Source organism: Mycobacterium sp. 4D054, from assembly GCF_052245755.1.
Lineage (GTDB): Bacteria > Actinomycetota > Actinomycetes > Mycobacteriales > Mycobacteriaceae > Mycobacterium.
On sequence record NZ_JBQQCF010000014.1, the window covers coordinates 16,358 to 28,932 of the forward strand.

Sequence of the window (12,575 nt, forward strand, 5' to 3'; positions counted from 1 at the left end):
CGGTGCTGGGAGTCATCGGAGGCAGCGGCTTCTACTCGTTCTTCGGACCTGACGCGCGTGCCGTCGACCTGGACACGCCCTACGGCGCGCCCAGCGCGGCGATCACCGTAGGAACCGTCGGCGGCCACGAGGTGGCCTTTCTGCCCAGACACGGTGTGCGCCACGAGTTCTCGCCGCATACGGTGCCGTACCGGGCCAACATGTGGGCGTTGCGCGCGCTCGGGGTGCGGCGCATCTTCGCGCCGTGTGCGGTCGGCAGCCTCGACCCGCAGCTCGGCCCGGGGGCGATGGTGGTGCCCGATCAGCTCGTCGACCGGACAACGGGCCGGCCCGACACGTACTTCGACTCCGGCGGCATCCACGTCGGGTTCGCCGACCCGTACTGCCCGACGCTGCGCGCCGCGGTGACACCTCTGCCGGGGGTCGTCGACGGCGGCGCGATGGTGGTGATCCAGGGCCCGCGGTTCTCGACGCGCGCCGAGAGCCGGTGGTTCGCCGACCAGGGCTTCCGGCTGGTCAACATGACCGGCTACCCCGAGGCCGTGCTGGCCCGCGAGTTGGAGATGTGTTACGCCGCAATCGCTCTGGTCACCGATCTGGATGCGGGGATCGAGAGCGGGCAGGGGGTCAAGGCGGTGGACGTGTTCGCGGAGTTCGAACGCAACATGGTGCCCTTCAAGCAGTTGGTGCACGAGGCCATCGACCAGGTCGACGCCGAGCGCACATGTACCCACTGCCTGGCTCACGAGGGCGTGCAGCTCCCGTTCGACCTGCCATGAGGGTGCTGCTCACCGGTGCGGCCGGCTTCATCGGCACCCGTATCCGAGAGCGGTTGGCCGTTGCAGGGCACGACGTCGTCGCCGTCGACGCGATGCTGCCCGCCGCGCACGGCCACGATGCCGCCCCGCCCGCCGACGTGCGCCGCGTCGACGTGCGCGACGCGGACGCCGTCGCCGAGGTGGTCGCGGGAACCGAGGTGGTCTGTCACCAGGCGGCGGTGGTCGGCGCCGGGGTGGATGCCGCCGACGCCCCGTCCTACGCGGCCCACAACGACTTCGCGACCGCGGTGCTGCTCGCGGAGATGTTCGCCGCCGGTTGCCGGCGGCTGGTGCTGGCGTCGTCGATGGTGGTCTACGGCCAGGGCCGCTACGTCTGCCCGGCCCACGGGGAAGTCGACCCGGTGCCGCGCCAACGTGAGGACCTCGACAGCGGCGTGTTCGACCACCGCTGCCCGATCGGCGGCGAGCGGGTCGACTGGGCCCTGGTCGGCGAGGACGCGCCGCTGCGGCCGCGCAGTCTGTACGCGGCCAGCAAGGTGGCCCAGGAGCACTACGCGCTGGCCTGGAGCGAGGCGACGGGCGGATCGGTGGCGGCGCTGCGCTATCACAACGTCTACGGGCCCGGCATGCCGCGCGACACCCCGTACTCCGGCGTCGCGGCAATCTTCCGATCTGCTCTCGAATTAGGAGATGCACCAAGGGTTTTCGAGGATGGCGGGCAGATGCGCGACTTCGTCCACGTCGACGACGTCGCCGCGGCGAACGTGGCGGCGGTGGAACGGGGCCTCGACGGATTCCAGGCCGTCAATGTGTGCTCGGGCACACCGGTCTCGATTCTCGGCCTCGCCACCACACTGTGCGAGACGCGCGGGGACGTCGCGCCCGTGGTCACCGGTCAGTACCGCAGCGGCGACGTCCGCCACATCGTCGCCGACCCGGCCAAAGCCGCGGAGGTCCTCGGCTTTCGCGCGGTCGTCGACCCGGCCGACGGGTTGCGCGAGTTCGCGACGGCGCCGTTGCGGGGACCCGCACCGGCATCGTGACACCGGTAGGCGCTCCGCGCGCAAGCGCTCGTCGTCAATGTCGCTCCGCGCGCAAGCGCTCGTCGGTCGTCAAGCCATACTGGGCCGATGACGTCCACAGCGCTGTGTGAACAGTTCGGTATCGACTTTCCGCTCTTCGCTTTCAGCCACTGCCGAGACGTGGTCGCCGCGGTGACCAATGCCGGCGGTTTCGGTGTGCTCGGCGCAACGGCGTACAGCCCCTCGCAACTGGACCAGGAGTTGGCGTGGATCGATGACGCGGTGGGCGGTAAGCCCTACGGCGTCGATCTGATCGTGCCGGCCAAGTTCGAGGGCAAAGGGGAGAAGCTTTCCAGCGCAGACCTCGCCGATCGGATCCCGCAGAGTTACCGCGACTTCGTCGACGACCTGCTGCGCGCCCACGACATCGAACCCGAACCGAACCGGCGCCTCGGCGGCTCGTCACTGTCGGGGAACACCGGCCGTGAACTGCTCGACGTCGCGCTGACCCACCCGGTCAAGCTGATCGCCAACGCTCTGGGCGTGCCGCCCGATTACATGATCGAGGCAGGCAAGGAGCGGGGGATTCCGGTCGCGGCGCTGGTCGGGGCGAAGGAGCACGCGGTCAAGCAGGCCGCCGCCGGGGTGGATCTGATCGTCGCGCAGGGCACCGAGGCCGGTGGGCACTGCGGCGAGGTCAGCACGCTGGTCGTGGTGCCCGAGGTGTTGGAAGGACTGGCGGCGCTGGGCGTTTCCATCCCGGTGCTGGCGGCGGGCGGCATCGTCACCGGCCGCCAGATGGCGGGCATGGTGGCGATGGGCGCATCCGGCGCGTGGACAGGCTCGGTGTGGTTGACCACCGAGGAAGCCGAGACGGCGCCGCACACAGTGGCCAAGATGCTGGCCGCGACGTCGCGCGACACCGTGCGGTCGGCGGGCCGCACGGGCAAGCCGTCGCGGCAGCTGGTCTCCGACTGGACCGATGCCTGGGCGCCGGCCAGGGACGGGCACCAGCCACTGGGGCTGCCGCTGCAGTCGATGCTGTGCGAGCCGGTAATCCGCCGCATCGACGTGCTGGCCTCGCAGGGACACCAGGGCGCGCAGGCGCTCGCGACGTATTTCGTCGGCCAGGGTGTCGGCCTGATGAACAAGGTCAAGCCGGCCCGCGAGGTGGTACGCGAGTTCATCGAGGACTACCTGGCCGCCGCCGAACGCCTGAACAACTCCCTGCCCGGCTGAGCCACCTCGCGAAAGCGCCACCACGGTAGTTGCCGAGGCCGCTTCGCTACCGTGGTGGCGGTCTCGCGAAAGCCCGAAAGGCTAGTCGGCGGCCAAGGGCAGGCGCACCTCAAAGCGGGCGCCCGTCGGCAGATTGTGCGCGGTGAGCGCGCCATGGTGGGCCTGCACGAGCCCGGCCGCGATCGCGAGCCCGAGCCCCGAACCGCTCGGCAGCGACGAATCACTGCGCGGCACACGGCTGTTGGAACCCCGGTAGGCGACGTCGAACACCCGCGGCAGGTCCGCCTCGTCGATGCCCACGCCGGTGTCGTCGACTCGGGCCCAGGCGCTGTCCCCGTCGGTGCCCAGGGCCAGCTCGACCGTTCCCCCCGACGGCGTGTGCGCGATCGCATTGGCCACCAGATTGGACAGCACCCGCACGAGCGCGCGGTCGCTGCCGACTGTCCGCACCGGTTGCTCGGGGATGTTCGCCACCAGCCGAACCCCGGCACGTTCGGCGGCGATCCGGTGCGCGGCCAATACGTCGTCGACGACTTCGTCGAGCGCCACCCGGTCGAATGACGGCGTCAGTGCACCGGCGTTGATCTTCGACATCTCGAACAGGTCGTCGACCATCTCTGAAAGCCGAATCGACTCGTGCTCAATGTGTTTGGCGTGCACCTGGACCTCGTCCTCAGGGACCACCCCGTCGGCGATCGCTTCGGACAGTGCGCGGATCCCGGCCAGCGGGGTCCGCAGGTCATGGCTGACGAACGCGATCAGCCGTCGCCGCGACTGTTCGGCGGCGCGCTCTGAGTCGCGGATCTCGGCCTCCCACACCGTGCGCCGGGCCTGGAACCGGCCCAGCATGATCGCCGCCGGGATGGTCACCACCGACACCACCACCAACACGGCGGCCGTGCGCTCGAACGTCTGGGTGATCATGAATCCGCTGGCGCCCAGCACCCCGGCCAGCGTGGCGAGCACCGGGATCAGCACCAGCGCCACCATGCTCACCGCCAACGACCACGACCGGGCCAGCCGGATCACCGCTGCCCCGACGAGCACGACGGGCACCGAGCACGCCAGCGCCCATCCGACGATTTCCCAGAAGTCAGCCGTCGGCACCGGAGGTCCACATGTAGCCGCGACCCCAGACGGTCTGCACCCGGTGCCGGTCGCCCAGCTTGGAGCGCAGTCGCTTGACGTGGACCGTGACCGTCGACAAATCGCCGAAATCCCAGTGCCAGACCTGTTTGAGCAGGTCCTCGCGGGTAAAGACAGCGTCGGTGTGGGTCAGGAAGAACAGCAGCAGATCGAATTCACGGTTGGTGAGGCTGACGGGTGTGCCCGCGACGGTCACGGTGCGCGACGCCGTCGTCACCGTCAGATCGCCGGACACGAGGTCGACGGGAGGGGCGCCGCCGGCGACCGGCGCGCGGCGTAGCACCGATTTGACCCGCAACACCAGCTCCCGCGGACTGAACGGCTTGGTCAGATAGTCGTCCGCGCCGGCTTCCAGCCCGGCGATGCGGTCTTCCTCCTCGCCGAGGGCGGTCAGCAGGATCACCGGCACGGAATGCTCGCCGCGATGACGCAGCGTGCGGCACAAAGTCATACCGTCGGGGCCCGGCATCATCACGTCCAGCACGGCGACGTCGATGCGCCGCGATCCGAGGAGCCGTAGCGCCTCGGTGCCGTCGTGGGCGGTGAACACCTCAAGGCCGTCACGCTCCAGGTAGCGGCGTACGACGTCGCGAACGACGTCGTCGTCGTCGGCGATGAGCACCCGGGTCACCACACCGAGGGTAGCGCGCAGACGTCCCGACCTGCGGTGCTGTCACCATTTCGTCAGGGTTGCCCCTCGCGCGGCCATCGCTGCCGGCCTAGCGTGGAGGAAGTGCCAGAATGCGCCGTCACGGTGGTGCTGCCTTGTCGCGATGAGGCGGCCTCACTGCCCGGCGTCCTCGAGGCGATACCGGACGGCTATGCGCCGCTGGTGGTCGACAACGCCAGCACCGACGGCACCGCCGAGGTGGCGCGCCGGCACGGCGCCGACGTCGTCACCGAACCCCGGCCGGGGTACGGCTCGGCGGTGCACGCCGGGGTGGTCGCGTCGGCGACCCCGATCGTGGCTGTGCTCGACGCCGACGGGTCTCTGGATCCCCGTGAATTGCCCGCCCTGGTCGCCGACCTCGTTCGGGGCGCCGACCTGGCGACCGGCAGGCGCCGCCCGGTCCCGGGCCTGATCTGGCCGTGGCATGCGCGCCTCGGCACGGACGCGGTGTGCTGGCGATTGCGGCACCGTCACGGGCTGGCGGTGCACGACATCGCCCCGATGCGGGTGGCTTGGCGGGATGGCCTGCTGTCGCTGGGGGTGACCGATCGGCGCTCGGGATATCCGCTCGAGCTGCTCGTGCGCGCGGCCGCCGCGGGCTGGTCGGTCACCGAGCGTGACGTCGCCTACGGACCCCGCACCGGTGGCACGTCGAAGGTCAGCGGATCGGTGCGGGGCTCGGCGGTCGCGGCCTGGGACTTCTGGCGGGCGATGTCATGATCCCGGTCAGCGTTCTGGTGGTCGCCAAGGCGCCGGTGCCCGGGCTGGCGAAGACGAGGCTGGCCGCCGCGGTCGGTGACGGCGCTGCCGCCGACATCGCCGCGGCTGCGCTGCTGGACACGCTCGACGCGGTGGCAGCCTGTCCGGTGCAGGCGCGGGTGGTGGCGTTGACAGGTCATTTGCGCGACGCGCGCTGTACCGACGAGATCCGCTGTCGGCTCGCCGATTTCGCGGTGATCCCGCAGCGCGGCGCCGGCTTTGCCGAGAGGCTGGCCAACGCACACGCCGATGCCGGCGCCGGGGGACTGCCGGTGCTGCAGATCGGGATGGACACGCCGCAGGTGAGCCCGGATCTGCTCGCCGGGTGCGCGGACCTGCTGGCAGGTCGCGACGCGGTCCTCGGCATGGCCCGTGACGGCGGTTGGTGGGTGCTCGGCGTGCGCGACGCCGGCAGTGCCGGGTGCCTGCGCGACGTGCCGATGTCGGTACCCGACACCGGTCGGCGCACCCTGGAGGCCTTGCGGCGCAGAGGATTACAGGTGGCACTCGGGGACGAGCTCACCGACGTCGACACCATCGACGACATCGACGCGGTCCGGGACGTCTGCCCACCGACCTCGCGGTTCCGCCGGGTCACCGCGACGGTCACGGCTCGGGAGGGCTGAATGTTCGGGCAACTCTACGACCGCGCGCTCGGCGGTGAGCACTGCTGGGTTCGCCGCGACGACGGCCGCGTCGAACGACTGCCCGTGCGCAGCTGGCTCGGTGGGCCCGGCGCCGACGCGGCATTCGACGATGCGGTGCTCGACTTGTGCCAGGGGCCGACTCTCGATCTGGGCTGCGGCCCGGGTCGTCTGGTCGCGACGCTGGTGCGGCGCGGACTGCCCGCGCTGGGAGTGGATCTGTCGACGACGGCGGTGAAGCTGGCCAGGGACAGCGGCGCTCCGGTCTTGCGCCGCGACGTTTTCGGGCGGCTGCCGGCCACCGGGCGCTGGCACACGGTGCTTCTCGCCGACGGCAACGTGGGCCTGGGTGCAGACCCGCACCGGATCCTCTCCCGAGCGGCGGAGCTACTTTGCCGGGGCGGACGATGTCTCGCTGAATTCGATAGCGCCACAACGGGGATCGATATCGGATGGATTCGCCTCGAGTCTGTCCGTGCTGTCGGACCATGGTTCCGCTGGGCCTCGGTGGGCGTCGACTGCGTCGGGTCGCTGGCGGCCGAGGCGGGGTTCGCCGTCGCCGGCATACACCGGATCGGCCCTCGGGTCGTCGCGCAGCTGATCGCGTGAGCGGCTACCAGTTGGTCAGGATCAGGTGGTTGACGGCCAGCGCGCCGGTCACGTTGAGTGCCAGCCACCACCGCGCCGAACGCCGCGGCAGCAAGGCGGTGGCGGCCACCAGCCACACCGTGAACGGCAGCCAGATCCGTTCGGTCTCGGCCTTGCTGAGCCGCGACAGGTCGGCGAACGCGATCGCGAGCAGCGCGCCGAGTATCAGAAGGTGCAGGCCCGAGCGGCGTTTGAGGGCGGCGATGTCGAACACTCTGCTCAGGCCGGCCACACTGCCCAGGCCGATGGCGCACACCACCGAGGCGAGATTCGCCCAGCCCCAGTACTGGAACGGCCGATCGTTGGCGATGCCCTGCCAATAGCGTTCCTGCACCAGTAGGTAGCCGTCGAACCACCAGAACCCGGCGAGGGCGAACGCCACGACGACGACCAGCGCGGCGGCCACCGCGGGGATCGCAGCGCCCAGAGCCGCCCGCCAGTTCGCGGCACCGAGCAGTACGGCCACCGCGGGCAGGGCCATCAACACCAGGCCGTAGTTGAGGAAGACCGCCCATCCCAACAGCAGCCCGGAGCCCACCGCCACCAGCACGGGCAGTCGTGCCGATCGCGTCACGGCGAGTGTCAGCAGCGTGATGCCCCACGCCGCGACACCGGCGAAGTAGCCGTCTGCGGACACCGCGATCCAGATCGCGGTCGGTGCCACCGCCACGAAGGACGCGGCGGCGCGTGCGGTGTCCTCGTCGGCCAGGGCGCGCACGGCCACGATGATCGCGGCCGCGATGCTCGATCCGACCAGAACGCACAGCGTAGCCGCCCAGGCGCCGCCGCCCAGTCCGACGCGGTCGAGCCAGACGAAGGTCAGCAAAGCGCCCGGAGGGTGCCCGGAAACGTGGGTGATCCACGAATCCGGTTGATAGTCAAGGATTCTGTCGGAGAAGCTGCGCACCGCCTCGGGGATGTCGTCGACGGTCGGCACCTGCCGCAGATATTCGTGGCGTGCTGTCAGTCGGCCCGCGAAGCCCCTCTGCCAGCCGTCCACCAACGCCAGGCTGAACGCCCATACGCACGACACCGCCCAGGTCGTCCACGGCAGCCACCGCCACGGCAGCCGCTGGGCGACGGTCGGCCCCCACAGCACGGCGGCGGACGCGATCGCGACCGCCGGTATCGTGCCCGGCCCGACGTGGGCGTTCCACCAGCCGAAGATCGGCGCGGTGTCGGCGAAACTGCGGATCCGCGCAGGGGTGGCGTTGATCAGTGGGGTGACGACACCCAGGTCGAGATGGGGGACGACGAACGCGGCGACCACCAGCACCAGACCGGCAGCCGCCGCACCGACCTCCCTACGCATCCCCCCATACTGCGCGAGCGTGCGTGTCAGAGGCCGCCACGCCGTCAGATGTCGCGAGTTCGCGCACGCTCGCGCCGCCCGTCAATAGAGCACCTCGCGCATGTTGTCCTCGTCGAGACGCCGGCGCATCTCGTCGAGGTCGGCGCCGGCGTACACCGCTGCGGCCAGCTCCGCCGCGCTCGGCACCGCGGTCGGATTCCAGCTCTCCGGCTGCCACGCCCCCGATCGTAGAAACGCCTTCGCGCAGTGGAAGAACACCTCTTCGACGGCGATCTCCAACGCCAGGATCGGCCTCTTGCCGCGCACCGTCATCGCGTCGAAGTAGTCGGCGTCGGCCAGGATGCGGGCACTGCCGTTGATCCGCAGCGTGTCCCCGCGGCCCGGGATCACGAAGAGCGTGCCGACCCGGGGACGTTCGAGCACGTTCAGATAACCGTCCACGCGCTTGTTGCCGGGGCGTTCGGGGATCGCGATGGTGCGCTCGTCGACGATGTGTACAAAACCGGCCGGGTCACCCTTCGGGGAGACGTCGATCCGGCCGTGTGCATCCGTCGTCGCGACGAACCCCAGCGGGGAATGCGACAGCCAGTCCTGCACGGCCGGTGACAGGCGGTCGCGGACCTTGTTCGCCACCGCGGCGTTGGGATGCCCGACGATCTCACGCAGTTCCTCGACCGAGGTGACCTCACGGCTCATGTCTTCATTGTGCGGGGTCCGGGCGCGGATGTGGGCCGCACCTCACCCGAACCGCCTGACGAGTTGGCGGCGGTCCACCTTGCCGATGCCGCGCAGCGGCAAGGCGTCGACGATGTGAAGCTGCCGCGGCGCCGCCGTCGACGGCAAGGTGGCCGCGACGTGAGACCGCAACTGCTCCAACGTGACCGACGTGCCCGCCGCAGTGACGACCGCGGCGACGACACGCTGTCCCAGGCGTTCGTCGGCGACACCGAAGACCGCGCACTCGGCCACCGCGGGGTGACTCGACAGAGCCGATTCGACGACACCGGGCAGCACCTTCAACCCGCCGGTGCTGATCGCGTCGTCCACCCTTCCCAGTACCCGAAGCACCCCTGAATCATCCACTGCGCCAAGATCGTCGGTGAGGAACCAGCCGGGCTCGGCAAACGGGTCCGGGGTCACGGGGTTGCGGTAGCCGGCGGCGACGGTCGGCCCGCCCAACCGGATCCGGCCGTCGTCGTCCACCCGCACCGTGACGCCGTCGAGCGGCGTCCCGTCGTACACACAGCCCCCGGATGTCTCACTCATGCCATACGTGCGGACCACCGAAACCCCTGCCGCCGCAGCTTTTTCAGCCACCCCGCGCGGCATCGGGCCGCCACCGATCAGCACGGCGTCCAGGCCGCCCAGGGCCCGCGCGGCGTCCGGGTCGCGCAGCGCCTTGTCCAACTGGTTGGCCACCATCGAGGTGTAGCGCCGCCCGGTACCCATCGCCTCGATCGCCGCCACCAGGTCCGCTGCCGTGAACGACGGGGCGACCGCCACCGGCGTGGTGCCGGCCAGCACGCTGCGCACCAGCACCTGGAACCCGGCCACGTGGTAGCCGGGCAGCGCCAACAGCCAGCGTCCCGGCCCGCCGAGCCGGGCGTGCGTCGACTCGGCGCTCGCCGTCAGCGCCCGCACCGTCAACATCGCGCCCTTCGGGGTTCCGGTAGTGCCCGAGGTGGACAGCACCACCCCGACGGCATCGTCGATGGCCTCGCCGGCACGCAGCGCGGCGGCGAGCACCCCGGCCTGACGGGCGTCGTCAGCCGGAACCGGCAGGACGCAGGCGCGGCCGTCCAGGACGTCGCGGACGATCGGGAGTTCGTCACCGGCGCCGAACTCGACCGCGCTCAGGACGGCTATCGCTCCTCCTCCATGTCGTCGCGCGGGTCGTCGAGTGGCCAGCCCTGCGCGGACAACCGGGCGCGGACCCGCTCGACGTCCTCGGGGGAGGGCAGTTCGTCGGTGATCGCAGTGATCAGCACCCCGATGTCGACGGGGCCGATGTCGGCCGATCCCTGCTCGCGGAAATCAGCACGGGCGACGAGTTCGCTGACGACGGTCATCACGTCGTCGTCGGTCAACCGGCGCCGCAACAAGGCCAGCAGCGGCACGCGGTCCGGCCCCGGCACCCCCTCCGGATATCCGGCCGCGATCCACGCCACGATTCTGGCGAGAAATCTGGTCACGAATCCACTCCCCGCCGGGGGCGCGAAGTAGCCCTCGGCAGTTCGATGGTAGCCGCGGCGCCGCCGGGGAGCCGCTCTCAGCTGCGGGGCACGAACGGGCACCCCTGAGAAGATGAACAGTAGATGAACACCGCGCCGGCAGCCGGAAAAAGACCACGTCGCGGCCTCGACACGAGTTGTCAAAGATTAGTCAAAACCGCTGGCCGGGCAGCAGAATCAACGCCATGAGCGCAGAGCTGATCATCTTGGTGCTGTTGATCGCCACCGCGTTGGCGTTCGACTTCACCAACGGCTTTCACGACACCGGGAACGCGATGGCGACGTCCATCGCGACCGGCGCGCTCAAGCCCAAGACGGCGGTCATCCTGGCCGGCATCCTGAACCTGGTCGGCGCGTTCCTGTCCGTCGAGGTCGCGGTCACGGTGACCACCTCGGTGCTGAAGATCCAGGACGGCAAGACCGGTCAACTCATCCCGTCGATCGACGCGTCCACGGGGTTGACGATCATCTTCGCCGGTCTGATCGGCGGCATCCTGTGGAACCTGCTCACCTGGCTGTTCGGCATCCCGTCGAGCTCGTCGCACGCGCTGTTCGGCGGTCTGATCGGGGCCGGTCTGGCCGCCATCGGGCTGGCCGGGGTGAACTGGTCCGGCGTGACCGCGAAGGTGCTCATCCCGGCGATCGCGGCGCCGCTGATCGCCTGCCTGGTGGCCGGCTGCGGCACCTGGCTGGTCTACCGCATCACCCGCAACGTCGCCAAGAAGCGCCGGGAACAGGGCTTCCGATGGGGTCAGATCGCCACCGCGTCGCTGGTCGCGCTGTCGCACGGCACCAACGACGCCCAGAAGACCATGGGTGTGATCGCGCTGGCCCTGATCACCACCGGCCACCTCACCGGCGACGTCAAGGAGCAGGGCCTGCCGTTCTGGATCATCGCGTCGTGCGCGCTGGCCATCGGCCTGGGCACCTACCTGGGTGGGTGGCGCGTCATCCGCACCCTCGGCAAGGGGCTTGTCGAGATCGAGTCGCCGCAGGGGCTGGCAGCCGAAGCGTCGTCGGCGGCCATCATCCTGAGCTCGAGCGCCGCAGGCATGGCGCTGTCGACCACGCATGTGGCCACCGGTTCGATCCTGGGCAGCGGCGTCGGCAAGCCGGGCGCCGAGGTCCGCTGGGCCGTCGCCGGCCGGATGGCGGTGGCATGGCTGATCACCCTGCCCGCCGCCGGTGTCGTCGGCGCGCTGTCGTTCTGGCTGTCTCACGGTGTCGAGTCGCTGACCGGTTCGTCGCTGGCCGGTGACGGCCTGATCTTCGTACTGCTGTGCGCCCTGTCGTTCTACCTGTGGTGGCGCGCGCAGCATCAGAAGGTCGACCACCGCAACGTCAACGCCGACTGGGACGCTGCGACCAACTCGGTGGTCCCCGCCGAACTGCGCGCCTCGGTCACCGAGACCGAACCGGCGGCCAAGCCTGCTGCGACGGTGAAGGAAACCACGCTGACATGACGTACCTGGAAAGCATCCTCAAGGTGCTCGGCATCGGGCTCCTGCTCGGCGCGGGGCTGCCCGCCGTCTTCGCCGTCGGACTGGTGGCATTCTCCGGCTCCGACGGCTCCGACGGATCCGACGGCACCGCGGCGGCCGCGTCGAACCCGTTGCTGAAGTTCCTCGGGGTGGCGTTGTTCGTGTTCGTCGGTGCGGTGATTCTGACCGCGGTCCTGTGGATCACGCGGGCCACGATCATCCACCACACCGGCGTCGACCTCTTCCCGTTCCTGCCTGGAAAGTGAGTTGAGTGGCCATGGCCGAGAGCGCGTTCACCAACATCCTGGGCTGGCTGCACCAGGGCTACCCCCAGGGCGTCCCGCAGACGGACTACTTCGCCCTGCTGGCGTTGCTGGCACGGACCCTGACCGAGGACGAGGTCATCAAGGTCGCCCAGACGGTGCTCAAGGGCAACGACTCCGACACGGTGACGCCCGAAGAGATCCGCGCGGCGATCCATCTGGTCACCGATAAGGAACCCAACCCCGAAGAAGTGCACCAGGTCGCGGCGCGGCTGGCGTCGGTCGGCTGGCCGCTGGCGGCGCCGGCGCGCTGAACCTGATTGCGGGACTTTTCAACGCGGCTCCTGCCTCCCCGCTGAACTTGATTGCGGGACTCCTCAA

General features: G+C 70.1%; 15 protein-coding genes. 9 read left to right on the plus strand and 6 right to left on the minus strand.

Features of this window, described 5'->3' with window-relative positions; genetic code table 11:
• Positions 1–2 precede the first annotated feature (2 nt).
• From ACTWP6_RS12435 to ACTWP6_RS12445, 3 genes are all read left to right on the plus strand, one after another.
• Entirely contained in the window at positions 3–779 is a 777-nt protein-coding gene (locus tag ACTWP6_RS12435) for an S-methyl-5'-thioadenosine phosphorylase (RefSeq protein ID WP_260756902.1), read from the plus strand.
• Positions 776–1,822, plus strand: coding sequence for an NAD-dependent epimerase/dehydratase family protein (locus ACTWP6_RS12440; RefSeq protein ID WP_443187843.1), 1,047 nt, complete (start codon positions 776–778; stop codon positions 1,820–1,822). The genes ACTWP6_RS12435 and ACTWP6_RS12440 overlap by 4 nt, the downstream gene beginning before the upstream one ends.
• Positions 1,823–1,909: 87 nt before the next feature.
• Positions 1,910–3,040, plus strand: a complete 1,131-nt coding sequence (locus tag ACTWP6_RS12445; protein ID WP_260756906.1) for an NAD(P)H-dependent flavin oxidoreductase — start codon at positions 1,910–1,912, stop codon at positions 3,038–3,040.
• An 81-nt stretch (positions 3,041–3,121) separates the two neighbouring features.
• On the opposite strand, the gene ACTWP6_RS12450 is transcribed toward ACTWP6_RS12445, so the two are convergent.
• Entirely contained in the window at positions 3,122–4,147 is a 1,026-nt protein-coding gene (locus tag ACTWP6_RS12450; protein ID WP_443187844.1) for a sensor histidine kinase, read from the minus strand.
• Positions 4,134–4,817: a response regulator transcription factor gene (locus ACTWP6_RS12455; RefSeq protein WP_260756908.1), complete on the minus strand. Its 684-nt coding sequence runs from the start codon at positions 4,815–4,817 to the stop codon at positions 4,134–4,136. Before ACTWP6_RS12455 ends, ACTWP6_RS12450 begins: the two co-directional genes overlap by 14 nt.
• A gap of 102 nt (positions 4,818–4,919) precedes the next feature.
• On the opposite strand from ACTWP6_RS12455, the gene ACTWP6_RS12460 reads away from it, so the two are divergent.
• From ACTWP6_RS12460 to ACTWP6_RS12470, 3 genes are read left to right on the plus strand one after another with little or no spacing between them, the layout of a single operon-like run.
• The gene (locus ACTWP6_RS12460) at positions 4,920–5,576 is read left to right on the plus strand and encodes a glycosyltransferase family 2 protein (protein ID WP_260756910.1); all 657 of its coding nucleotides are present in this window, start codon (positions 4,920–4,922) and stop codon (positions 5,574–5,576) included.
• A complete protein-coding gene (locus ACTWP6_RS12465) occupies positions 5,573–6,241 on the plus strand; it encodes a TIGR04282 family arsenosugar biosynthesis glycosyltransferase (protein ID WP_260756911.1) in 669 nt (222 codons plus the stop codon). Before ACTWP6_RS12460 ends, ACTWP6_RS12465 begins: the two co-directional genes overlap by 4 nt.
• Entirely contained in the window at positions 6,242–6,868 is a 627-nt protein-coding gene (locus tag ACTWP6_RS12470; protein ID WP_260756912.1) for a class I SAM-dependent methyltransferase, read from the plus strand.
• Positions 6,869–6,872: 4 nt separating this feature from the next.
• Here the strand turns inward: ACTWP6_RS12470 and ACTWP6_RS12475 are convergent, their stop codons facing one another.
• The 4 genes from ACTWP6_RS12475 to ACTWP6_RS12490 form a co-directional block, all read right to left on the minus strand.
• On the minus strand, positions 6,873–8,219 hold the full coding sequence (locus ACTWP6_RS12475) for a hypothetical protein (protein ID WP_260756914.1): 1,347 nt from the start codon (positions 8,217–8,219) through the stop codon (positions 6,873–6,875).
• Positions 8,220–8,300: 81 nt separating this feature from the next.
• Positions 8,301–8,915 (minus strand): MSMEG_1061 family FMN-dependent PPOX-type flavoprotein, encoded by a 615-nt coding sequence (locus tag ACTWP6_RS12480; RefSeq protein ID WP_443187845.1) that lies wholly within the window; start codon positions 8,913–8,915, stop codon positions 8,301–8,303.
• A gap of 42 nt (positions 8,916–8,957) precedes the next feature.
• Positions 8,958–10,037: an o-succinylbenzoate--CoA ligase gene (menE, locus tag ACTWP6_RS12485; RefSeq protein WP_443187903.1), complete on the minus strand. Its 1,080-nt coding sequence runs from the start codon at positions 10,035–10,037 to the stop codon at positions 8,958–8,960.
• Between the two features lie 44 nt (positions 10,038–10,081).
• Positions 10,082–10,411, minus strand: coding sequence for a DUF3349 domain-containing protein (locus tag ACTWP6_RS12490; RefSeq protein WP_260756917.1), 330 nt, complete (start codon positions 10,409–10,411; stop codon positions 10,082–10,084).
• Positions 10,412–10,635: 224 nt separating this feature from the next.
• Between ACTWP6_RS12490 and ACTWP6_RS12495 the strand changes: the two genes are divergently transcribed.
• The 3 genes from ACTWP6_RS12495 to ACTWP6_RS12505 are packed head-to-tail and all read left to right on the plus strand — an operon-like array spanning position 10,636 to position 12,508.
• Positions 10,636–11,913, plus strand: a complete 1,278-nt coding sequence (locus ACTWP6_RS12495; RefSeq protein WP_260756919.1) for an inorganic phosphate transporter — start codon at positions 10,636–10,638, stop codon at positions 11,911–11,913.
• Positions 11,910–12,197, plus strand: coding sequence for a hypothetical protein (locus ACTWP6_RS12500; RefSeq protein WP_443187846.1), 288 nt, complete (start codon positions 11,910–11,912; stop codon positions 12,195–12,197). Before ACTWP6_RS12495 ends, ACTWP6_RS12500 begins: the two co-directional genes overlap by 4 nt.
• 11 nt (positions 12,198–12,208) lie before the next feature.
• A complete protein-coding gene (locus tag ACTWP6_RS12505; RefSeq protein WP_260757925.1) occupies positions 12,209–12,508 on the plus strand; it encodes a DUF3349 domain-containing protein in 300 nt (99 codons plus the stop codon).
• The last annotated feature ends 67 nt before the right edge of the window (positions 12,509–12,575 follow it).